General features: G+C 63.0%; 19 protein-coding genes and 3 pseudogenes. 18 read left to right on the forward strand and 4 right to left on the reverse strand.

The annotated features are described in order from the left end of the window. From ABIF91_RS30480 to ABIF91_RS30530, 11 genes and pseudogenes are all read left to right on the forward strand, one after another. The gene (locus ABIF91_RS30480) at positions 1 to 1,077 is read left to right on the forward strand and encodes an aldose epimerase family protein (RefSeq protein ID WP_028177158.1); all 1,077 of its coding nucleotides are present in this window, start codon (positions 1 to 3) and stop codon (positions 1,075 to 1,077) included. Then, positions 1,077 to 1,955: an SMP-30/gluconolactonase/LRE family protein gene (locus ABIF91_RS30485; RefSeq protein WP_028177157.1), complete on the forward strand. Its 879-nt coding sequence runs from the start codon at positions 1,077 to 1,079 to the stop codon at positions 1,953 to 1,955. The genes ABIF91_RS30480 and ABIF91_RS30485 overlap by 1 nt, the downstream gene beginning before the upstream one ends. 72 nt (positions 1,956 to 2,027) lie before the next feature. Beyond that, entirely contained in the window at positions 2,028 to 3,098 is a 1,071-nt protein-coding gene (gene chvE, locus ABIF91_RS30490) for a multiple monosaccharide ABC transporter substrate-binding protein (protein ID WP_028177156.1), read from the forward strand. Positions 3,099 to 3,289: 191 nt separating this feature from the next. Beyond that, positions 3,290 to 4,867, forward strand: a complete 1,578-nt coding sequence (gene mmsA, locus ABIF91_RS30495) for a multiple monosaccharide ABC transporter ATP-binding protein (RefSeq protein ID WP_028177155.1) — start codon at positions 3,290 to 3,292, stop codon at positions 4,865 to 4,867. Next, positions 4,864 to 6,054: a multiple monosaccharide ABC transporter permease gene (gene mmsB, locus ABIF91_RS30500; protein ID WP_028177154.1), complete on the forward strand. Its 1,191-nt coding sequence runs from the start codon at positions 4,864 to 4,866 to the stop codon at positions 6,052 to 6,054. Before mmsA ends, mmsB begins: the two co-directional genes overlap by 4 nt. A 15-nt stretch (positions 6,055 to 6,069) precedes the next feature. Next, positions 6,070 to 6,327: pseudogene (locus ABIF91_RS30505) on the forward strand (protein norD); the annotation flags it as partial. 72 nt (positions 6,328 to 6,399) lie between these two features. Further along, complete coding sequence (locus ABIF91_RS30510) at positions 6,400 to 7,062, forward strand: HAD family hydrolase (protein ID WP_028177153.1); 663 nt, start codon at positions 6,400 to 6,402, stop codon at positions 7,060 to 7,062. A 7-nt stretch (positions 7,063 to 7,069) separates the two neighbouring features. Continuing rightward, the gene (locus ABIF91_RS30515; protein ID WP_028177152.1) at positions 7,070 to 8,020 is read left to right on the forward strand and encodes a sugar-binding transcriptional regulator; all 951 of its coding nucleotides are present in this window, start codon (positions 7,070 to 7,072) and stop codon (positions 8,018 to 8,020) included. 160 nt (positions 8,021 to 8,180) lie between these two features. Continuing rightward, positions 8,181 to 8,603, forward strand: coding sequence for an IS66-like element accessory protein TnpA (gene tnpA, locus ABIF91_RS30520; RefSeq protein WP_424578819.1), 423 nt, complete (start codon positions 8,181 to 8,183; stop codon positions 8,601 to 8,603). Further along, a complete protein-coding gene (gene tnpB, locus ABIF91_RS30525) occupies positions 8,600 to 8,956 on the forward strand; it encodes an IS66 family insertion sequence element accessory protein TnpB (protein ID WP_018273742.1) in 357 nt (118 codons plus the stop codon). The genes tnpA and tnpB overlap by 4 nt, the downstream gene beginning before the upstream one ends. Before the next feature lie 50 nt (positions 8,957 to 9,006). Continuing rightward, entirely contained in the window at positions 9,007 to 9,444 is a 438-nt protein-coding gene (locus ABIF91_RS30530) for an IS66 family transposase zinc-finger binding domain-containing protein (protein ID WP_424579563.1), read from the forward strand. A 35-nt stretch (positions 9,445 to 9,479) separates the two neighbouring features. On the opposite strand, the gene ABIF91_RS30535 is transcribed toward ABIF91_RS30530, so the two are convergent. Beyond that, positions 9,480 to 10,706, reverse strand: a complete 1,227-nt coding sequence (locus ABIF91_RS30535; protein ID WP_038960272.1) for an IS256 family transposase — start codon at positions 10,704 to 10,706, stop codon at positions 9,480 to 9,482. Here ABIF91_RS30535 and tnpC point away from each other — a divergent pair, their 5' ends adjacent. The 5 genes and pseudogenes from tnpC to ABIF91_RS30560 all read left to right on the forward strand — a co-directional run. After that, on the forward strand, positions 10,707 to 11,927 hold the full coding sequence (gene tnpC, locus ABIF91_RS30540) for an IS66 family transposase (RefSeq protein ID WP_424579564.1): 1,221 nt from the start codon (positions 10,707 to 10,709) through the stop codon (positions 11,925 to 11,927). After that, positions 11,924 to 12,217 carry a hypothetical protein gene (locus ABIF91_RS30545; protein WP_424579566.1) on the forward strand — a complete coding sequence of 98 codons (294 nt, stop codon included), beginning with the start codon at positions 11,924 to 11,926 and terminating at the stop codon, positions 12,215 to 12,217. The genes tnpC and ABIF91_RS30545 overlap by 4 nt, the downstream gene beginning before the upstream one ends. After that, the gene (locus ABIF91_RS30550) at positions 12,195 to 13,421 is read left to right on the forward strand and encodes an IS256 family transposase (protein ID WP_038960272.1); all 1,227 of its coding nucleotides are present in this window, start codon (positions 12,195 to 12,197) and stop codon (positions 13,419 to 13,421) included. The genes ABIF91_RS30545 and ABIF91_RS30550 overlap by 23 nt, the downstream gene beginning before the upstream one ends. Positions 13,422 to 13,500: 79 nt before the next feature. Then, a pseudogene (locus tag ABIF91_RS30555) lies at positions 13,501 to 13,944 on the forward strand (UPF0149 family protein); the annotation flags it as partial. 310 nt (positions 13,945 to 14,254) lie between these two features. Continuing rightward, positions 14,255 to 15,247: pseudogene (locus ABIF91_RS30560) on the forward strand (ABC transporter substrate-binding protein); the annotation flags it as partial. 147 nt (positions 15,248 to 15,394) lie between these two features. Here the strand turns inward: ABIF91_RS30560 and ABIF91_RS30565 are convergent. Next, positions 15,395 to 16,524 (reverse strand): IS3-like element ISRj2 family transposase gene (locus ABIF91_RS30565; RefSeq protein ID WP_129557670.1). Its coding sequence is split into 2 segments (ribosomal slippage): positions 15,395 to 16,272 and positions 16,272 to 16,524, totalling 1,131 coding nucleotides; the frame shifts between segments, so codons are not numbered across the junction. A gap of 897 nt (positions 16,525 to 17,421) precedes the next feature. Here ABIF91_RS30565 and ABIF91_RS30570 point away from each other — a divergent pair. Next, positions 17,422 to 18,765: an IS1380-like element ISBdi2 family transposase gene (locus ABIF91_RS30570; protein WP_424578699.1), complete on the forward strand. Its 1,344-nt coding sequence runs from the start codon at positions 17,422 to 17,424 to the stop codon at positions 18,763 to 18,765. A gap of 170 nt (positions 18,766 to 18,935) precedes the next feature. On the opposite strand, the gene ABIF91_RS30575 is transcribed toward ABIF91_RS30570, so the two are convergent. Beyond that, on the reverse strand, positions 18,936 to 19,196 hold the full coding sequence (locus tag ABIF91_RS30575; RefSeq protein ID WP_284278428.1) for a hypothetical protein: 261 nt from the start codon (positions 19,194 to 19,196) through the stop codon (positions 18,936 to 18,938). A gap of 210 nt (positions 19,197 to 19,406) precedes the next feature. Here ABIF91_RS30575 and ABIF91_RS30580 point away from each other — a divergent pair, with 210 nt between their 5' ends. Next, complete coding sequence (locus tag ABIF91_RS30580) at positions 19,407 to 20,471, forward strand: IS630-like element ISRj1 family transposase (protein ID WP_026192128.1); 1,065 nt, start codon at positions 19,407 to 19,409, stop codon at positions 20,469 to 20,471. A 179-nt stretch (positions 20,472 to 20,650) separates the two neighbouring features. On the opposite strand, the gene ABIF91_RS30585 is transcribed toward ABIF91_RS30580, so the two are convergent. Further along, positions 20,651 to 21,994, reverse strand: a complete 1,344-nt coding sequence (locus ABIF91_RS30585) for an IS1380-like element ISBdi2 family transposase (RefSeq protein WP_208086440.1) — start codon at positions 21,992 to 21,994, stop codon at positions 20,651 to 20,653. Between the last annotated feature and the right edge of the window lie 82 nt (positions 21,995 to 22,076).

Genomic DNA, 22,076 nt, shown 5'->3' on the forward strand with positions numbered 1-22,076 from the left:
ATGGCCGCATCAAAAATCACCAGAGACGTTTTCGGGACGCTGTCGGACGGCCGCAAGGTCGAGCGCATCGTGCTGCGCGGGAAGGGCGGCTTCGAAGCGCGGATCATCACCCATGGCGCCGTGCTTCAGGCGTTGATCGCCCCGGACGCGCGGGGCGGCCACGACGACGTGGTGCTCGGCCATGACACATTCGCCGGCTATCTCGCCGAACGAAAGTTTTTTGGCGCGACCGTCGGCCGCTACGCCAACCGCATTGCCAACGGGCAGTTCTCGCTCGACGGCGAGACCGTGCAGCTTGCCGTCAACAACGGCCCCAATGCGCTGCATGGCGGCCTCGACGGATTCGACCGCAAGCTCTGGGAGATTGCGGATCTTGACGAGGGCGCCGAACCCGCGGTGACGCTTACCTGTGTCAGCCCGCATGGCGAAGAGAACTATCCCGGCCGGCTCGACGTGCGGATGACCTATCGCGTCACCGGCCCGACCGAACTCTCGCTCATCATGGAGGCGCGGACGGACCGGCCGACCATCGTCAACCTGACCAACCACAGCTTCTTCAACCTCGAGGGCGCGACGTCGGGCAGGTCCGTTCTCGACCATGAGCTGACAGTCGCCGCCGAGCATTTCCTCGCGATCGATCCCACCGCCATTCCGCTGCGGGAGCCGCCACGCCCGGTGGCGGGCACGCCGTTCGACTTCCGCGAGCCGCGGCCGGTCGGCGAGCGTATCCGTGAGAGCGATCAGCAATTGCAGAGCGGCAGAGGCTATGACCACACTTATTGCTTCAGGCGCGACGGCAGGCTCGGGCTCGCGGCGCGGCTGGTAGCGCCGCGCGCGGGGCGGATCATGGAGCTGTTCACCGATCAGCCCGGGCTCCAGATCTATTCTGGCAATTATCTGGATGGCACGATCTTGGGAAAGGGCGGTAAGCTCATTCGTCAATCGGACGCCATGTGCCTGGAACCTCACATCTGGCCGGACGCGCCGAACCGGCCGGATTTCCCGAGCCCGCGCCTCGACCCCGGCGAAGTCTATCGCCATCATACGATCTATCGCTTTTCAGTGAGGTCACCATGATGGAACAGGTGCCCACGACTGTGCTCTCGGATCATCCCTGCCATCTGGGCGAAGGGCCGACCTATGACGTGACCACTGACACCGCCTGGTGGTTCGACATCCGCGAAGGGCTGCTGTTCGAGGCCCAGCTCGACAGCGGCAGCATCCGCGTCCACGCGCTCGGCCGGATGGCGAGCGCACTCGGACGCATCGATGCGGAGCGCCAATTGATCGTCGCCGAGGACGGTCTCTACATCCGCAAGCTCGTCGATGGCGTGATGACGCTGCTCTGTCCGCTCGAAGCCGACAATCACGCGACCCGCTCCAATGACGCGCGGGTGCATCAGTCCGGCACGTTCTGGATCGGCACCATGGGACGCGAGGCGGAGCCGGGGGTAGGCGCGATCTACGCGTTCCATCGCGGCAAGATCGCGCTGCTGTTTCCCCGCATCAGTATTCCCAACTCGATCTGTTTCTCGCCGGATGGCGCGATCGGCTATTTCGCCGACAGCGCGCGCGCCGTGCTCTACGCCGTGCCGCTCAATCCCGCGACCGGCCTGCCGCGCGGCGAGCCGGAGGTCTTGCTGCGCCACAGCGGCATCGGCGGCCTCGACGGCTCGGTGTGTGATGCCGAAGGAAACATCTGGAACGCGTGCTGGGGCGCGAGCCGGATCGATGTCTATTCTCCGCAAGGCGAGCGCCTGCGCTCACTCAGCGTGCCCGCAAGGCAGGCGAGCTGTCCCGCCTTTGTCGGCCCGGATCTGTCGCGCCTGCTCGTCACCTCGGCCTGGCAGGACATGGACGCGACCGCGCGCGCCGCCGATCCGCAAGCCGGTTGCACTTTCTTGTTGGAGGCATCCGCGCGCGGACGCGCTGAGCCCGACGTCAAGCTCGCATAGGAGACCAGAGGCATCACACGACCACGTTCTCGACGTCACGAAGAAACAGTCTGATACCCAAGGGAGTGAAACATGCTGAAACTGAAGACGACGTTCCTCGCGCTGGCGCTGGCCGGCGCTGCCACGATGGCCACGGGCGTCACCGCCTTCGCCCAGAAGGCGACCGTCGGCATCGCCATGCCGACGAAGTCGTCGGCGCGCTGGATCGACGACGGCAACAACATGGTCAAGGTGCTGAAGGAGCGCGGCTACAACACCGACCTGCAATATGCCGAGGACGACATTCCGAACCAGCTCTCGCAGGTCGAGAACATGGTGACCAAGGGCGCGAAAGCGCTGGTGATCGCCGCGATCGACGGCACCACGCTGTCGGACGTGCTCAAGCAGGCGAAAGCAAAAGGCATCACGGTGATCGCCTATGACCGTCTGATCCGCGGCACGCCGAACGTCGACTATTATGCAACCTTCGACAATTTTCAGGTCGGCGTCTTGCAGGCGCAGTCGATCGAGCAGGGGCTCGGGCTGAAGGAAGGCAAGGGTCCCTTCAACATCGAGCTGTTCGGCGGCTCGCCCGACGACAACAACGCCTACTTCTTCTACAACGGCGCGATGAGCGTCTTGAAGCCCTACATCGACAGCGGCAAGCTCGTCGTCGCGTCGGGCCAGATGGGCATGGACAAGGTTGCGACCCTGCGCTGGGACGGCGCCACCGCGCAGGCGCGCATGGACAATCTGCTCAGCGCCTACTACGGCAACAAGAAGCTAAACGCCGTGCTGTCGCCCTATGACGGCATCTCGATCGGCATCATCTCCTCGCTGAAGGGTGTCGGCTACGGCAGCGCCGACCAGCCGATGCCCATCATCTCCGGTCAGGACGCCGAGGTGCCCTCGATCAAGGCCATGCTGCGCGGCGACCAGTATTCGACCATCTTCAAGGACACCCGCGATCTCGCCAAGGTGACAGCCGACATGGTCGACGCCGCACTCGCCGGCAAGGAGGTCACCGTCAACGATACCAAGACCTACGAGAATGGCGTCAAGACCGTGCCGTCCTATCTGCTCAAGCCGGTGGTGGTCTACAAGGACAATTGGGAGAAGGTGCTGGTCGACAGCGGCTATTACAAGAAGTCGCAGTTCCAGTGAGACTGTTTCTTTTCCCTCACCCCGCGTGCGTGCGAGAGGCAGCTCTCTATGAGGGACGAAGCGTAGTCCACGTACTCCGTCATGCCCGGGCTTGTCCCGGGCATCCACGGCCTTCCCCGCAAGCGGTGGCACGTGGATGGCCGGGACAAGCCCGGTCATGACGACGTGGCAAAGTCCGGGAGAATGATCCGATGACCGCCATGCTGGAGATGCGCAACGTCAGCAAGAGCTTTGCCGGCGTGCAGGCGCTGCGCGACGTCAACTTCCAGGTCGAGGCCGGGCAGATCCACGCCCTCGTCGGCGAGAACGGGGCCGGCAAGTCGACGCTGATGAAGGTGCTGAGCGGGGTCTATCCGCATGGCAGCTACGAGGGCACCATCATCTTCGAAGGCGAGGAGCGGCGCTTCCGCGACATCAACGATTCCGAGGCGCTCGGCATCATCATCATTCATCAGGAGCTGGCGCTGATCCCGCTGATGTCGATCGCGGAGAATATCTTCCTGTCGCATCCGCCGTCGAAGTTCGGCGTGATCGACCGCGACGAGGTCTACCGCCGCACCCGGGAGCTCCTGGCGCAGGTTGGCCTCAAGGAATCGCCGGACACGCTGATCACCGATCTCGGCGTCGGCAAGCAGCAGCTGGTGGAGATCGCAAAGGCGCTGTCCAAGCGTGTGCGCATGCTGATCCTGGACGAGCCGACGGCGAGCCTCAACGAAGCCGACAGCGCCGCGCTGCTCGAACGCCTGATGACATTTCGCGAGCAGGGCATCGGCTCGATCCTGATCTCGCACAAGCTCAACGAGGTTGCCAAGGTCGCCGACCACATCACGGTGCTGCGCGACGGCCGCACCGTCGACAGCATCGACTGTCACGCCGAGCCGATCCAGGAGGATCGCATCATCCGCAGCATGGTGAACCGCGATCTCGCGCATCGCTTCCCGGAGCGTAGCGCGAAGATCGGCGAACCGGTGCTCGACGTCGCGAACTGGTCGGTCTATCACCCCATCCATCCCGAACGACAGGTGATCAAGAACGTCAATTTCAGCGTCAGGCGAGGCGAGGTCGTGGGCATCGCCGGCCTGATGGGGGCCGGCCGCACCGAATTCGCCATGAGCCTGTTCGGCCGCTCCTGGGGCACAACGATCAGCGGCTCTCTCCGGCTCGAAGGCAGGGAGATGGTGCTGCCGAGCGTCGCGTCCGCGATCGACGCCGGCCTCGCCTATGTCACCGAGGACCGCAAGCAACTCGGCCTGATCCTCGCCGACGACGTCCGCAAGAACATCACGCTCGCCAGCCTCGACCAGATCGCACCGAGGCGGGTGATCGACGACATCGCCGAGCTGAAGGTCGCCAGCGACTACCGCGGCCGCATGCGCATCCGCTGCTCCGACGTCTACCAGGAGACCGGCCAGCTCTCCGGCGGCAACCAGCAGAAGGTGGTGCTGTCGAAATGGCTGATGACCGACCCCAAGGTGCTGATCCTGGACGAGCCGACAAGGGGCATCGACGTCGGTGCCAAATACGAGATTTACTGTATCATCAACGAGCTGGCGGAGGCCGGCCGCGGGGTCGTGGTGATCTCCTCGGAGATGCCCGAGCTGCTCGGCATCTGCGACCGCATCTGCGTCATGAACGACGGCGCCTTCGTCGGGGAATTCAAGGGCTCCGAGGCGACGCAGGAGAAGATCATGCGCGCCATCATGCGCAACCAACGAAGCAATGGAAACGGCGTGCCTGAGGCCGCGGAGATGGGAGGATCGCAGCCATGACCGACAAGACGGTGTCGCTGCCCGAGGAGCGCCGGCACGGCAGCTTCATCAAGAACAATCTGCGCAATTACGGCATGCTGATGTCGCTGATCGCGATCATGCTGTTCTTCCAGGTCGTGACCGGCGGCACGCTGCTGCAGCCGCTCAACCTCACCAACCTGGTGCTGCAGAACAGCTATATCGTCATCATGGCGCTCGGCATGCTCCTGGTGATCGTCACCGGCCATATCGACCTCTCGGTCGGTTCGGTCGCAGGCTTCATCGGCGCCGTGGCCGCGGTGCTGATGGTGACCTACAAGGTCGACTACACGCTCGCCTTCATCGCCTGCCTCCTGGTCGGTGCCGCCATCGGCGCTGCGCAGGGCTATTGGGTGGCCTATTTCAAGATCCCGTCCTTCATCGTCACCTTGGCGGGGATGCTGGTGTTCAAGGGCCTCGCGCTGGCGGTGCTGCAGGGCCAGTCGCTCGGGCCGTTCCCGGCGACCTTCCAGAAATTGTCGTCGGGGTTCATTCCCGAACTGCTGCCCGAGGCCGGGACGCTGCATCCGACATCGATGCTGATCGGCGCCGTGCTGGCGCTCGGCCTGGTTTACGCCAGCGCCAAGGGGAGATCGCGCGAGCAATCGCATGGAATCGAGGTCGAGCCCTATGCGTTCTTCCTCGGCAAGAGCATCCTGCTGGCCTGCGCCGTGCTCTATTTTACCTATCTGATCGCCTCGCATCGCGGCCTGCCCAACGTGCTGGTGATTATGGGTGCGCTGATCGCGCTCTACGGCTTCGTCACCCGCCGCACCGTGATCGGGCGGCAGATCTATGCCGTCGGCGGCAACGCCAAGGCGGCGAGCCTGTCGGGCATCAAGACCGAACGGCTGACGTTCCTGACATTCGTCAACATGGGCGTGCTCGCCGCGCTCGCCGGCCTCGTCTTCGCCGCGCGGCTGAACACCGCGACCCCGAAGGCAGGTCTCGGCTTCGAGCTCGACGTCATCGCCGCCTGCTTCATCGGTGGCGCCTCGGCCTATGGCGGCGTGGGGCGCGTCGGCGGCGCCGTGGTCGGCGCCATGATCATGGGCGTGATGAACAACGGCATGTCCATCCTCGGCATCGGCATCGATTACCAGCAGGTGATCAAGGGCCTGGTGCTGCTGGGGGCGGTGTGCATCGACGTGTACAATCAGAGGCGGTAGCCGCATTGACGGTCCAAGAAGCTGCTGCTCGTCCTGACCGACGGCAAGCCGAACGACGTCGATCACTATGAAGGGCGCTTTGCGGTCGAAGACACCAGGAAATCCGTGCAGGAAGCGCGCCGTCTCGGCATTGCGGTGTTCGGTGTGACGATCGACGCGGCGGCACAAACCTACTTTCCGACGCTGTTCGGACGCGGTGGCTACGCCATCGTCGGCAACATCAAGCGGTTGCCGGGGGCGCTGCCGGCGATCTACCGGCAGGTGGCGCATTGACCCGGTCGAACGAACCGCGGTTGTCTTTTGCGAGCTATTGCTCAGATGGTGGGTATATGATCGAATGCCCGGATGGACCAGCGCCCGCCACAACCCGATCTGATCATCTTCGACTGCGACGGCGTGCTCGTCGACAGCGAGCTTTTGAGCTGTCGTTGCCTGTCCGAAGTGCTGGCCGGGTTCGGCTTCACGCTCAGCGAGGCGCAGGCGCTGGAATTGTTTCTCGGGCGCAGCACCAAGGCGATCGAGCAGCATTATCGTGATCTCGGGCAGTCGCTACCGGACAGCTTCCTGCCGGGATTGAAGTCGCGCGTGCTCGAGTCGTTTGCCGCCTCGCTGGAGCCGATCCCGGGGGTAGGGGCGGTGATCTCGGGATTGTCCGTGCCGGTCTGCGTGGCCTCATCGAGCGACATCGATCGCGTCTCGCTCTCGCTCGACGTCACCGATCTGCGGACGCATTTCGGCGATCGGATCTATACCGCACAGATGGTCGCGCGCGGCAAGCCGGCGCCCGATCTCTTCCTCTACGCGGCGGAGAAGATGGGGGCGCAACCTGCGCGCACGCTGGTGATCGAGGACAGTGTCAGCGGCGTGCAGGCGGGCAAGGCGGCCGGCATGACCGTCTGGGGATTTGTCGGTGGCAGCCATTATCGCGCGCGCGACGGCCGCGCTATATTGTCCGCCGCCGGGGCCGATCGGGTCTTCGCGCATATGAGCGATTTCTGGGAGGCGTGAGGCCCGCATGGCCGCCGAGAACGACAAGTCGAGGCTCGACGATGCCGCCCGCGCCGGCTGGCTGTATTTCATTGCCGGCCATACCCAGGACGAGATCGCAAGGATGCTCCAGGTCTCGCGCGCCTCGGCGCAGCGGCTGGTGTCGCTGTGCCTGGCCGAACGTCTCATCACCTTCCGGCTCCAGCATCCCATCGCCGCCTGCATGGAATTGGCGGCGCGGCTGAAGGAGCGGTTCGATCTCGTCCATTGCGAGGTGGTGCCGGCCGATCCCGACGCGCCGCAGGCGACCGCCGGAATCGCCGAACGCTGCGCCAATCTGCTCGACGCGACGCTGCGATCGGAGACGCCCGTCATCGTCGCGCTCGGCACCGGCCGCGCGGTGCGCGCCGCGGTCGAGCGCGTCACGCCGATCGACCGGCCCAATCACCAGATCGTCTCGCTGGTCGGCAACATCTCTGCCGACGGTTCGGCGAGCTTTTACGACACCGTCGGCCGGCTCGCCGACCGCACCGGCGCGCGGCACTATCCGATGCCGCTGCCGTTCCTGATGTCGTCGGAGGACGAGCGCAACAGGATGGTGCGCATCGAGCCGATCGCGAAGGTGAAGGCGGTCGCGGCCAAGGCAGATTTGCGTCTGGTCGGCATCGGCCAGATGGACCAGAAGGCGCAGGTCCACATCGACGGCTTCGTCACCCGCGACGAATTGTTCGAGATGATGCGGCTTGGCGCCATCGGCGAGATCACCGGCTGGGCCTATGATTCCAGGGGCCGTCTGCTCAAGGCCGGCACCAACAAGCGCCTGACCAGCATCCCGCCGGAAGTGCCAGCGAAGACCACGACGATCGGCGCGGCAGTGGGCGCGGCCAAGGTTACGGCGATCGCCGCGGCGTTGAACGGGGGCCTGATCAACGGGCTGATTACCGACGAGACGACCGCCAGGGCGATTCTGGAGCGATAGGGGGCGGGGCTAGCACGGCAGCGGGACTTCGCTCCCTCTCCCGCGTGCGGGAGAGGGTTGGGGAGAGGGTCGATAGCGGTACGACGACCCCACCTCGTTTAGGTGGACGGGATGAGCGAGACTCGCGCGTGGATTTGACAACGCGAGGGACGCTCGTTCCATGCATCAAGACAGACATCAAGACGGGCATGATGCCGCCTCCTATCAGCGGATCGAGGTGATCACAGGGGAGAGGCGACGGCGCAGTTGGAGCGATGCGGAGAAGGCGCGGATCGTGGCCGAGAGTGCCGATCCGGAGACGAGCATTTCCGAGGTGGCTCGACGCAACGGGGTGAACCGGGGACTGCTCAGTGTGTGGCGGCGCCAGGCGCGGCTCGCGTCGAGCGAAGCGCCGCAGTTCGTGCAAGTCAGGCTCCAGGCCGCCGTCGAGGCGCAGCCGAACGCGATCGATAAGGCGCATGTTCTGACGGATCCGGCCGAGCGGATCGAGGTGATGATCGCGGGCGCGACGGTGCGCGTGCCCGTCGGCGTCGACGCCGCGACGCTGGAGCGCGTGCTGGCGGCGGTGAGATCGACGCGATGATCTCTTTCGGTCCAATGGTCCGTGTGTTCGTCGCGACGCAGCCGATTGACTTTCGTAAAGGCGTTCATGGCCTTGTCGCGCTGGTAGCGGAGGGATTAGGCGGCAAGCCCTACAGCGGTGACGTTTATGTCTTCCGATCGAAGCGATCGGATCGTTTGAAGCTACTGGTTTTTGACGGCTCGGGAATGGTTCTAGCGACGAAGTGGCTGGAGAATGGGGGCTTTGCCTGGCCACCTGTTCGCGAGGGTACGATGCCGGTGACGGGGGCGCAACTGGCGATGCTGATTGAAGGTCTTGCGGAGTGGTCGCGTGTGGTCCCGAAGGTGACGAAGCGGCCGACGAAGGTTGCCTGAAGCGTCTTGTTTTGCTGGCGATTGCGAGTGCGTTCGTGTAGCTCTGCGATATGGCGCTTCGCCCCGAAGATCTCCCCTCTGACCCTGCGGCTCTTGCCGAGATGGTGCTGGCTTTCGAAGGCGAGAACGATGATCTGCGCGCAGAGATCGCCACGTTGAAGAGCCTGATCTTCGGCGCACGATCGGAGCGCGCGGCGATCGTCTGCGCCGAACAGATCGCGTTTGATCTGGAACGGACCGCCGGCTCACAGCTCCCGGCCAATGACGACAAACCGGACGCGCCGCGGCCGGAGCGGCGCAAAGCGAAGCGCAACATCGGCGCGCTGCCGGCGCATCTGCCTCGGGTCGAGCGGGTGATCGAGCCGGCGTCCACGCTGTGCCCGTGCTGCACGGGTCAGATGCATCGGATCGGCGAGGAGAGCAGCGAAGCGCTCGATCGGGTTCCCGCGTGGGAGTGTCAGAAGTTTTGTGTAAGAGCGTCTCTGTGAGGGGTTTGCGGGGTCAGCGGACTGACCCCATGGGGTCAGTCCGCTGAGCCTGCAAAGCGCTCGCCGAACTGGATGGCAAACTGGCCCATTGCGGCCGTCCATGCAACCGGTCGTCGCCAATGGATGCCGGCATTTCTGATGGCGAGGTAAAGCAGCTTCATCGCCGCCTCGTCGTTGGGGAAGCTGCCGCGTGTTTTGATGATCTTGCGCAGCGAACGGTTCAGCGCCTCGACCGCGTTGGTGGTATAGATCATTTTGCGTATCTCCGGCGCGAAGGCGAAGAACGGAATGACGTGCTCCCACGCCCGGCGCCAGGCCGCCCCGATCGCGGGATAGCGCTTGCCCCACTCGGCTTCGAAGTCCTCGAGCCTGAGCAGAGCGGCGTCGGCATTCTCGGCATGATAGATCGCCTTGATCGAGGGAAGGATCGCCTTGCGATCCTTCCAGGACACGAAGGATAGGCTGTTGCGGATCAAATGCACGATGCAGGTCTGGACCATCGCCTTGGGAAAGACGCTGTTGATCGCCTCGGGAAAGCCCTTCAGACCGTCGACGACGGCGATCAGGATGTCGGCGACGCCGCGGTTCCTCAGATCGTTCATGACCTTGAGCCAGAATTTGGCGCCTTCGGTTTGCTCGATCCAAAGCCCGAGCACGTCTTTCTCGCCCGATGCAGTGATGCCCAGCACGACGTAGACTGCCTTGTTCTTGACCATCCCCTCATCGCGAATCTTGACCCTGAGTGCGTCGAAGAAGACCACCGGATAGATCGCTTCCAGCGGCCGGCTCTGCCATTCGCGGACCTCGTCGAGAATCGCGTCGGTGACCTTGCTGATCAGATCGGGGGACACCTCGGTGCCGTAGAGCTCGGCCAGATGGCCCTGGATCTCCCGTACCGTCATGCCCCGCCCGTAGAGACTGATGATCTTCTCGTCGAAGCCGTCGAAGCGGGTCTGGCCCTTCGCGACGATCACCGGTTCGAACGTGCCGGCGCGGTCGCGCGGCACCTCGATCTCGATCTCGCCGTCGTCCGTCAACAGCGCTTTGCTGCTTGTGCCGTTGCGGCTGTTGCCCGACCCGCGGCCCGCCGGGTCGCCCTTCTCATAGCCAAGGTGGTGGGTCAGCTCCGCACCCAGTGCGCGCTCCAGAAGCGCCTTCTTCAGTCGTCTGAAAAGCCCGTCTTCGCCGGCTAAGTCTTCTGGCTTGAGGCTGCCCCCGGCAAGAAGCTGGTCCAAAATCTCAGGTGAAAAATCCGTAGCCATGTGAGTCTCCTGTCAAAGGTAAACTCACAGAAACCATCTTACACCGAGTTACTGACACCCTCTCCCGCGTGGCTGCGCGTGCTCCGCACGATCCGTCCAAAATACGCCTGCCGCTCCTGTGAGGGCCCGATTGTCCAGGCCCCGGCACCGGCGCGGCTCGTCGAGGGCGGCATGGCAACGACGGCGCTGATCGCGCATATCGCCGCGGCCAAATATGCCTGGCAATCGACGCTCTATCGCCAGACGCAGATCCTGGCGGGTCAGGGTGTCGTCGTCGACCGTCAGACGCTGGCGCGCTGGATGGGGAGCGCGGCGTGGCTGGTCAGGGGCCTCTACGATCTGCAACTGAAGACTATGCACGGCTTCGAGCGGCTGTTCTGCGACGAGACGCCGATGCCAGTGCTCGATCCGGGACGCGGCCGCACGAGGATCTGCCAGTTCTGGGCGCACGCGACGGACGATCGGGCGTGGAAGGGGCCGGCGCCGCCGGCGGTCGCCTACGTGTTCGCAGGTGGTCGCGGCAAAAAGGAGATCGTGGCGCAGTTAGCCGGCTTCGAAGGCGTGCTGCAAGTCGACGGCTATGCCGCCTACGCCTCGCTGGCGGGCGATGCGATGATGTCGGGCCAGATCCAGCTGGCGTATTGTCTCGTTCACGCGCGCCGCAACTTCGTGAGGGTGCACAAGACGACGAACTCACCCTTCGCCGCGGAGGTCATCGAGCGCATTGCGGCCGTCTACGCGATCGAGGAGAGGATCCGCGGTCTCGATGCTGGGGAACGCCGCGCGACGCGACAGGCCGAGACGAAGCCGCTGATGGAGGCGTTGAGGGCCCGTCTGATCGCGGTGAAGGACGGGATCTCCCGCCGCTCGACGCTCATCAAGGCGATCGACTACATGCTCGAACGCTGGCAGGGCCTGACGACGTTCCTGGATGACGGGCGGCTCGAGCCGGACACCAACACGGTCGAACGATCGATCAGGCCAATTGCGATCGGAAAAAAGAACTCGTTGTTCAGTGGTGACGAAGGCGGGGGCGAGACCTGGGCGATACTCGCTTCGCTTCTTAACACAGCGAAATTGAATGGCCTCGACCCCGAGGCGTATCTCGTCGACGTTCTCGATCGCATGGTGAGCGGCGCCACGAAGACCAACCAGCTTCACGAACTTCTGGCCTGGAACTGGAAGGCCGCACGCGAAGCCGAAAAGCGGGCCGTGGCATGACGAAGCCGAAGCAAGGGCGGGGAACGCGAAAAGCACGCAAGACGACGATGGCGGACTATGCCATGTCGTTCGAACGGCTCGGGCAATGGATCAGCAAGCGCGCCAGGTCGCCGACGCTTCGGCATCCGCGGGCGACGTCGCTCTCCATGCTCGATGGCGCGGTGGCCGCGGTCGTCGCCGGGCCGGTCTCGATGGCGTCCGAGGAGAGGGTGTCAGTAACTCGGTGTAAGATGGTTTCTGTGAGTTTACCTTTGACAGGAGACTCACATGGCTACGGATTTTTCACCTGAGATTTTGGACCAGCTTCTTGCCGGGGGCAGCCTCAAGCCAGAAGACTTAGCCGGCGAAGACGGGCTTTTCAGACGACTGAAGAAGGCGCTTCTGGAGCGCGCACTGGGTGCGGAGCTGACCCACCACCTTGGCTATGAGAAGGGCGACCCGGCGGGCCGCGGGTCGGGCAACAGCCGCAACGGCACAAGCAGCAAAGCGCTGTTGACGGACGACGGCGAGATCGAGATCGAGGTGCCGCGCGACCGCGCCGGCACGTTCGAACCGGTGATCGTCGCGAAGGGCCAGACCCGCTTCGACGGCTTCGACGAGAAGATCATCAGTCTCTACGGGCGGGGCATGACGGTACGGGAGATCCAGGGCCATCTGGCCGAGCTCTACGGCACCGAGGTGTCCCCCGATCTGATCAGCAAGGTCACCGACGCGATTCTCGACGAGGTCCGCGAATGGCAGAGCCGGCCGCTGGAAGCGATCTATCCGGTGGTCTTCTTCGACGCGCTCAGGGTCAAGATTCGCGATGAGGGGATGGTCAAGAACAAGGCAGTCTACGTCGTGCTGGGCATCACTGCATCGGGCGAGAAAGACGTGCTCGGGCTTTGGATCGAGCAAACCGAAGGCGCCAAATTCTGGCTCAAGGTCATGAACGATCTGAGGAACCGCGGCGTCGCCGACATCCTGATCGCCGTCGTCGACGGTCTGAAGGGCTTTCCCGAGGCGATCAACAGCGTCTTTCCCAAGGCGATGGTCCAGACCTGCATCGTGCATTTGATCCGCAACAGCCTATCCTTCGTGTCCTGGAAGGATCGCAAGGCGATCCTTCCCTCGATCAAGGCGATCTATCATGCCGAGAATGCCGACGCCGCTCTGCTCAGGCTCGAGGACTTCGAAGCCGAGTGGGGCAAGCGCTATCCCGCGATCGGGGCGGCCTGGCGCCGGGCGTGGGAGCACGTCATTCCGTTCTTCGCCTTCGCGCCGGAGATACGCAAAATGATCTATACCACCAACGCGGTCGAGGCGCTGAACCGTTCGCTGCGCAAGATCATCAAAACACGCGGCAGCTTCCCCAACGACGAGGCGGCGATGAAGCTGCTTTACCTCGCCATCAGAAATGCCGGCATCCATTGGCGACGACCGGTTGCATGGACGGCCGCAATGGGCCAGTTTGCCATCCAGTTCGGCGAGCGCTTTGCAGGCTCAGCGGACTGACCCCATGGGGTCAGTCCGCTGACCCCGCAAACCCCTCACAGAGACGCTCTTACACAAAACTTCTGACACTCCCTCCGAGGAATGGGTGTGCCCGCTCCTCGGCGTAGATCCCGACGCCTTCAATCACGACACCGAGGAGTTCTCGGCAATCGCCGCCACGCTGATGCGCCACAACGCTATCAGCGAGACGCTGTCGACGAGACCGGAGAGCTTCGAGCCGCTGTTCGTGCGATCACCGGACGGCGAAGTCGACCCGCAGCCCTGGTGCATGGGCTTCTACGCCGTCATGAAGCTTCGGCTTCTCGTCTGGTCGCGGCTTCTCCCCCCGAATGGAACCGAACACCTTATGCTGCGGCCGATCTTGGTCCATTGCATCGACGACGCCGGTCGACCCTTGCTACCCCCGGCCCGGCGCACGCTGGGAACGCAGCCCATCATCCAAAACGCCTGGCGCAACATTCCAGCAACCGTCGAGGCCCTCCGGCAGTTCTGGATGCCTATACGCTTCAAGCGCGGTGCGTAGGCCGTCCGCACCAAGTCCGTGGCTCCGTGGGCCTCTCGTACCGTTTACAGAGGGTCTCTCCGCCGTGGGACTCCCAAAGAGGCGAAAGCCCTCACCCGCATCGCATCTTCGATGCGCTGCGACTCTCCCGCAAGCGGGAGAGGTGGAGCAAGCCGCGGCGCTCGTTCCGAACAACTGCCATCGCTTCCGCACCCGCACGACCTCCCATCCCCTCCCGCACCGCAGCACTCATAAGTTTTCCGCAGACACCCTCGCGGCTGCTTGACAACGCGCCGTCGTTGCGCTGAACATACGCCCAATGCGTGGGCATATGCTCATAAGCGCAAGTCCAAGGGAGGTCACCGTGAAACACGTCCTCGGCGCCGTCTGCGGCGCGTCTGTCCTGCTGGCCGTCCCCGCGATGGCCGAAACCACCCTCACGATCGCGACCGTCAACAATGGCGACATGATCCGTATGCAGGGGCTGACGGGTGAGTTCACCAAGAAGAACCCCGACATCACCGTGAAATGGGTGACGCTGGAGGAGAACGTGCTGCGCCAGCGCGTCACCACCGACATCGCCACCAAGGGCGGTCAGTTCGACGTGCTCACCATCGGCACCTATGAAGTGCCGATCTGGGCCAAGAAGGGCTGGCTGGTGCCGCTTGCCAATCTCGGCGCCGATTACGACGTCGCCGACCTCCTGCCCAAGATCAAGGACTCGGTCTCCGCCGACGGCAAGCTCTATGCTGCTCCGTTCTACGGCGAGAGCTCCATGGTGATGTATCGCACCGATCTGTTCGAGAAGGCCGGCCTGAAGATGCCGGAAAACCCGACCTGGGATTTCGTCGTCGATGCCGCCAAGAAGCTCACCGACAAGAGCGCCGGCACCTACGGCATTTGCCTGCGCGGCAAGGCCGGTTGGGGCGAGAACATGGCGTTCCTTTCGGCGATGGCCAATTCCTACGGCGCGCGCTGGTTCGACGAGAAGTGGGAGCCGCAGTTCAACACGCCGGAATGGAAGGCCACGCTGACGACCTACGTCAATCTGATGAAGGAGGCCGGTCCTCCGGGCGCAAGCTCCAACGGCTTCAACGAGAACCTGGCGCTGTTCAACGCGGGCAAATGCGCGATGTGGATCGATGCCACGGTCGCGGCGTCCTTCGTCACCAATCCCAAGGACTCCAAGGTCGCCGACAAGGTCGGCTTCGCGCTCGCGCCGAACACCGGACTCGGCAAGAACGCCAACTGGCTGTGGGCCTGGAATCTCGCAATCCCCGCCGGCTCCAAGAAGACCGAAGCGGCCGAGAAATTCATCGCCTGGGAGAGCTGGCCCCGGTTGTTTGGACAGCGCCCCGCTGGATTTAAGTGGATTCCTGCCGGGTTATGCTGAACGCGGGGCTTTACGGTTTTGTCGTTGCGTCGGGAGGGCGTAGCCCGACCAGAGCGACGACAAAACCGTCGGCGACGGTCATGCGGCCATCACCATAGCTTGCGTGCCGAAGTAAGCCTCGTCGGGCGTGCGCCCGTCAAGGCTCGAGTGAGGGCGTCCCTGATTGTAGAAGGCCAGATACTTGGCAATTGACGCTCGCGCCTCGGACACGCTGTCGTAGGCGCGGAGATATACTTCTTCGTATTTGACCGTGCGCCAGAGCCGCTCGACAAACACGTTGTCGCGCCAGGCGCCCTTGCCGTCCATGCTGATGGCGATCTTCGCGTCCAGCAGCACATCGGTGAACTCGAGGCTGGTGAACTGGCTGCCCTGATCCGTGTTGAAAATCTCGGGCCTGCCGTGCTTCGCCAACGCCTCCTGGACCGCTTCGACGCAGAAGGCCGCCTCCATTGTGATCGAGACGCGATGGGCCAGGACCCGTCGGCTGAACACATCGACGACCGCCGCGAGATAGACGAAGCCACGCCGCATCGGAATGTAGGTGATGTCCATTGCCCACGCATGGTCGGGCCGCTCGATCTTCAATCCGCGCAACAGGTACGGGTAGATCTTGTGACCCGGAGCCGGCTTGCTCGTGTTCGGGCGACGATAGACCGCCTCGATCCCCATGCGCTTCATCAGCGTCGCGATGTGGCGGCGACCGGCGTATACGCCCTCCCGCCGCAGCAACGATCGCAGCATACGCGCTCCCGCGAAGGGATAATCGAGATGCAGCTCATCGAGCCGACGCATCAAGGCAAGGTCCTCGGCCGAAACTGGCCGAGGTTCATAGTAGACCGTGCTGCGAGCCAGCTTCAGGACCTTCGCCTGGCGCACGATAGAAAGATCATGATCGCGGTCGATCATCGCTTTGCGCTCAGCAGGCCCGCCTTGGTGAGCGCGCCGGACAAAAAATCGTTTTCCAACGCCAGCTCGCCGATCTTGGCATGTAACGCCTTCAAATCGACCGGCGTCTCGGCCGATGTCTTGTCATGCCCAAACACGCCGGCGGCGCCTTCCAGGAGCTGGTTTTTCCAGATCGTGATCTGGTTCGGATGAACATCAAACAGTTGCGCCAGCTCCGCCAGTGTCTTGTCGCCTTTGACCGCAGCCAAAGCAACCTTCGCCTTGAATGCCGGAGAATGCGTCCGGCGGCTCTTCTTCGTCATCTTCGCTCCTGATTCGCAGCAAGAATCCTCGCCGCTGTCAGGCAGAAAATCCACTCAAGCTACTGTCCGAATTTGCGGGGCCAGCTCTCTTCCGGAATTGGCCCCGAAGCGGACAGCTTGATAATAGCTGATAGTGTCTCAGCTTAAATAGCGCCATAGTTGCGTGTGAGTCATTTTACTAACAGTGCACCAGACAAGTGGCCAGTACCGACGATGGAAAAGGCTCGTTGGGGTTAGGACAACGCCGCAAATGAAATTGCCGCATATACCGAAGATTGCTTGGGCGATCGTCGCGATAGCCTTGCTGATAGCAATGATCAGAACTTTCGACGGTTATTATTCCTTTAGCCGAGTTGGAAGCTGCGGATATTTTTATTGCGATGTCGAATTTTCAAGAAACAAGGCGCAGCGAGAACAACGTGGGCCGCCATCCTTGTAATCACAACAATGCCTTCGTCCCTTAAAGCCGCTGCTCGGGCGCTGCACCCGGTGATACCACGTCTCATATCGGCCCGTTTGAGACATGCTGGTCCGATCTGCCGATGTCCGCTTGTCAGGCAGGTTAGACCGGAAGTCAGCGGCTCGTGGGCAAACCGACGCGGTTGACCCGGAGCAGTCTTAGAGCCACAGGTCGAATCGATGGTGAATCAAGACAGGCAGCTTATCTTGTGCGACACCTCTTCTGACGTATTTCGCCGTGGTAGACGTGTACTTCGCTTCCTTTTTTAGTTTGCTGATGGGCCGCTCTAATTCGACTCCATCTTTTTCAATATCTAGCCCGTCTTATTCGTAAGAGTGCGCCTGAGGGCTGGCGAGCGTGGTGTAAAGCGCTGATGCGGCGTAGGATTCGGTTGCGAAGCCACCCCATCACCTTCAACCGCGAACGCCACGCCCGCCATGACCGACGATACGATTCCGCCCTTCTCGTTTCCAGCCGTTCACGCCAAGAAAGTCACAGCTGCCTTCGATGGCGGTCGCCTGACCTCGAACGGGGGCGTGATGCTTCTGGCGATGGCCGAGCGGCGTCTCGGCTTGGCCGACAATCTGGCCCGGGTGTTCCCGGATCGGCGCGATCCGACGCGGGTCGTGCACAGCCTTGTCGATATGTTCCGCGCGCGCATGTTCGCGATCTGCTGCGGCTACGAGGACGCCGACGACCTCGATCATCTGCGGTCCGATCCCGCATTCAAGCTGGCCTGCGGACGGCTGCCGGACACGGGCCGCGATCTGTGTTCCCAACCGACGCTGTCGCGGCTGGAGAATGCTCCGCGCCTGCGCGACGTGATCCGACTGACCTACATTTTGGTCGACGCATGGATGGATAGCTACCCGCGCGAGCCGGCATCCGTCACGCTCGACATCGATGATACCTGCGATGTCGTCCACGGCCATCAGCAGCTCTCGCTGTTCAACGCTCATTATGACGAACGCTGCTTCCTGCCGATCCACGTCTACGACACGGAGAAGAGCCGTCCCGTGGCGGTCGTGCTGAGGCCCGGCAAGACGCCGGGCGGCGTCGAGGTGCGTGCCCTTCTGCGCCGCCTGGTACGGCATATCCGCACGCGGTGGCACAACACGCGAATTACGTTCCGTGGCGACGGGCACTATGCCCGGCCGGAGGCCATGGCGTGGTGCGAGACCAACGGCATCGACTACATCTTCGGTCTGTCCGGCACCAAGCCTCTCGCCAGAAAAGTCGACGAGGTCGCCGACGACATCCGCACCCGACGCGCCATCGAGAACCTGCCGGTTCTGCGTGGCTATACCGAGACGCGCCACAAGGCAAAGTCCTGGGATCGCGAACGGCGCACCGTCGCCCGTATTGAGGCGACGATGCTCGGCCTCGACATCCGTTTCGTCGTCACCAGCCTCGATGTCGGCTCGGCCGAGTGGATCTACGACAGCCTGTATTGCGCGCGCGGCCAAGCCGAGAATCTGATCAAGCTGCATAAGACGCAGCTCGCCTCCGACCGCACCAGCTGCCGTTCGGCGCTCGCCAACCAGGTCCGTCTCGTGCTCCATACGGCCGCTTATTGGCTGATGCTGACCGTGCGCGACGCCATTCCCAAAGTCCGGGAATTGGCCGCTGCCGAGTTCGCGACGCTGCGTCTTCGGCTCTTGAAAATCGCCGCCCGTGTCGTCGAGACCACGAGCCGCATTCGCCTTGCGTTTGCCGCGGCATGTCCCGAAGCCGACCTGATCTGCGGCTTGCCCGGCGCGCTGCTGCCGCTCGGTCCTTGACCGGCGGGGCGTCCGCCCCCGTTCGCCCAACCCATCCCTCAAGCGCGTTGCAAAGTACCGGTCGTCAGGCGGCGAAAAGCCGAAGGCAATCCTGTGCGCCTCGTCAGACAAGATGTGCGGCCGCATCAATCGGGCCCAAAAGCCGCACTCTCACGAATAGGACGGGCTAGCTACTTGCGTAGTTGTCCCCTGAAGCGGAACCACAAATGACCGATCATTGATAGGACTATGGCGGCCACAATTATCGGGAGCCAAATCGACGTGGTTATGATGAACAAGGAAACGATGACCACACGTCCAAAGACCGATTCGCTGACCGGATTCTTAAGGCGAGCGAAATAGGCGTAGATAACAAAAATGGTGGCCGGCACCATCCACGCGGCGACAAGCACCAGTAACAGGTCAACAAGTTGGCTGGCATAATGGTGCATGAGCGAACCTCCCGACAGCGTCGGCGCGAGTTGCTTATTACCGCTGCGAGAGACGCGGTGATTGTCGACGATAATTGGTCTTTGTTCGCGTTGATAGGCATCTCACGCTCGGCATCGCCGTCACGGCCCGTGTCCAAACTCATGCGAACCCACAGCCTTCGAAGCTAGTACCCACTTTTCTTGGAACGTGAGTCGTGATTCAAGGTCGGGATGATACCCGAAGCAAGAGAAGTCCACCTTTCGAGGAAAGATCGCAAGGTGCTTGAGGCGTGCTGTCGCTCACCGGTGACGTTGCAGCGCGATTTGAAGCGGGCGCGGATAGTTCTGTTGGCGGCGGATGGGCGCAGCACCCGGTCGATCGCCAAGGAAGTTGGGGTCCAGCCGCGGATTGTCAGCCTTTGGCGGCATCGCTATGCCGACCATGGCCTTGAAGGGCTGCAAGACAAGCCGCGGCCTGGCAAGCAGCCGATCTATACGAAGACGACCGACAAGCGGATTCTGAAGCTGCTGGATAAGCCGCCACCGCAAGGGTTTGCGCGCTGGACCGGCCCCCTGCTGGCCGAGGCGCTGGGCGATGTCGATGTCCAATATGTCTGGCGGTTCCTGCGCAGCCACAAGATTGACCTGGTGGCTCGCAAGTCCTGGTGCGAGAGCAACGACCCGAACTTTACGGCCAAAGCCGCCGATGTTGTCGGCCTCTATGTCGCGCCGCCGGCGAAGGCCATTGTGCTGTGCGTGGACGAGAAGCCCTCGATCCAGGCTTTGGAGCGAGCGCAGGGTTATCTGAAGTTGCCCAATGGCCGCGCCTTAACCGGCCAAAGCCACGATTACAAGCGGCATGGCACCACAACATTGTTTGCGGCGCTCGAAGTCGCCACCGGAAAGATCATCGCGACCCATTCAAAACGCCGGCGCCGCGTCGAGTTTCTCGATTTCATGAACAGCGTCACCGCGGCTTTTCCGAACCGCAAGCTTCACGTCATCCTCGACAACCTCAACACCCATAAAAAGAACGAGGACTGGCTCAAGGCCCACCCCAACGTGCAATTTCATTTCACGCCGACAAGTGCGTCATGGCTCAATCAGGTCGAAGTATGGTTTTCCATCTTGCAGGGGCAGTCGCTCAGCGGCACCTCCTTCACGAGCCTCAAGCAGCTTCAGGAACACATCGATGCCTACGTCAACGCATACAACGACAGAGCCGAGCCCTTCGTCTGGACCAAGAAAAAGGTCCGTCAACGCCGTTTCAAAGGCCGCCGTATCACTCAGCTCTGATTCCGGGTACTAGCCCGTCCTATTCGTGAGAGTGCGGCTTTTGGGCCCGATTGATGCGGCCGCACATCTTGTCTGACGAGGCGCACAGGATTGCCTTCGGCTTTTCGCCGCCTGACGACCGGTACTTTGCAACGCGCTTGAGGGATGGGTTGGGCGAACGGGGGCGGACGCCCCGCCGGTCAAGGACCGAGCGGCAGCAGCGCGCCGGGCAAGCCGCAGATCAGGTCGGCTTCGGGACATGCCGCGGCAAACGCAAGGCGAATGCGGCTCGTGGTCTCGACGACACGGGCGGCGATTTTCAAGAGCCGAAGACGCAGCGTCGCGAACTCGGCAGCGGCCAATTCCCGGGCTTTGGGAATGGCGTCGCGCACGGTCAGCATCAGCCAATAAGCGGCCGTATGGAGCACGAGACGGACCTGGTTGGCGAGCGCCGAACGGCAGCTGGTGCGATCGGAGGCGAGCTGCGTCTTATGCAGCTTGATCAGATTCTCGGCTTGGCCGCGCGCGCAATACAGGCTGTCGTAGATCCACTCGGCCGAGCCGACATCGAGGCTGGTGACGACGAAGCGGATGTCGAGGCCGAGCATCGTCGCCTCAATACGGGCGACAGTGCGCCGTTCGCGATCCCAGGACTTTGCCTTGTGGCGCGTCTCGGTATAGCCACGCAGAACCGGCAGGTTCTCGATGGCGCGTCGCGTGCGGATGTCGTCGGCGACCTCGTCGACTTTTCTGGCGAGAGGCTTGGTGCCGGACAGACCGAAGATGTAGTCGATGCCGTTGGTCTCGCACCACGCCATTGCCTCCGGCCGGGCATAGTGCCCGTCGCCACGGAACGTAATTTGCGTGTTGTGCCATCGCGTCCGGATATGCCGTACCAGGCGGCGCAGATGGGCACGCACCTCGACGCCGCCCGGCGTCTTGCCGGGCCGCAGCACGACCGCCACGGGCCGGCTCTTCTCCGTGTCGTAGACGTGGATCGGCAGGAAGCAGCGTTCGTCATAATGAGCGTTGAACAGCGAGAGCTGCTGATGGCCGTGGACGACGTCGCAGGTATCATCGATGTCGAGCGTGACGGATGCCGGCTCGCGCGGGTAGCTATCCATCCATGCGTCGACCAAAGTGTAGGTCAGCCGGATCACGTCGCGCAGGCGCGGAGCATTCTCCAGCCGCGACAGCGTCGGCTGGGAACACAAATCCCGGCCCGTGTCCGGTAGGCGACCGCAGGCCAGTTTGAATGCCGGATCGGACCTCAGATGATCGAGGTCGTCGGCGTCCTCGTAGCCGCAGCAGATCGCGAACATGCGAGCGCGGAACATATCGACCAGGCTGTGCACGACCCGCGTCGGATCGCGCCGATCCGGGAACACCCGGGCCAGATTGTTGGCCAAACCGAGACGCCGCTCGGCCATCGCCAGAAGCATCACGCCCCCGTTCGAGGTTAGGCGCCCACCATCGAAGGCAGCTGTGACTTTCTTGGCGTGAACGGCTGGAAACGAGAAGGGCGGAATCGTATCGTCGGTCATGGCGGGCGTGGCGTTCGCGGTTGGAGGTGATGGGGTTGGCTTCGCAACCGAATCCTACGCCGCATCAGCGCTTTACCCCTCA

Source organism: Bradyrhizobium sp. USDA 241, assembly GCF_049739505.1.
GTDB lineage: Bacteria > Pseudomonadota > Alphaproteobacteria > Rhizobiales > Xanthobacteraceae > Bradyrhizobium > Bradyrhizobium liaoningense.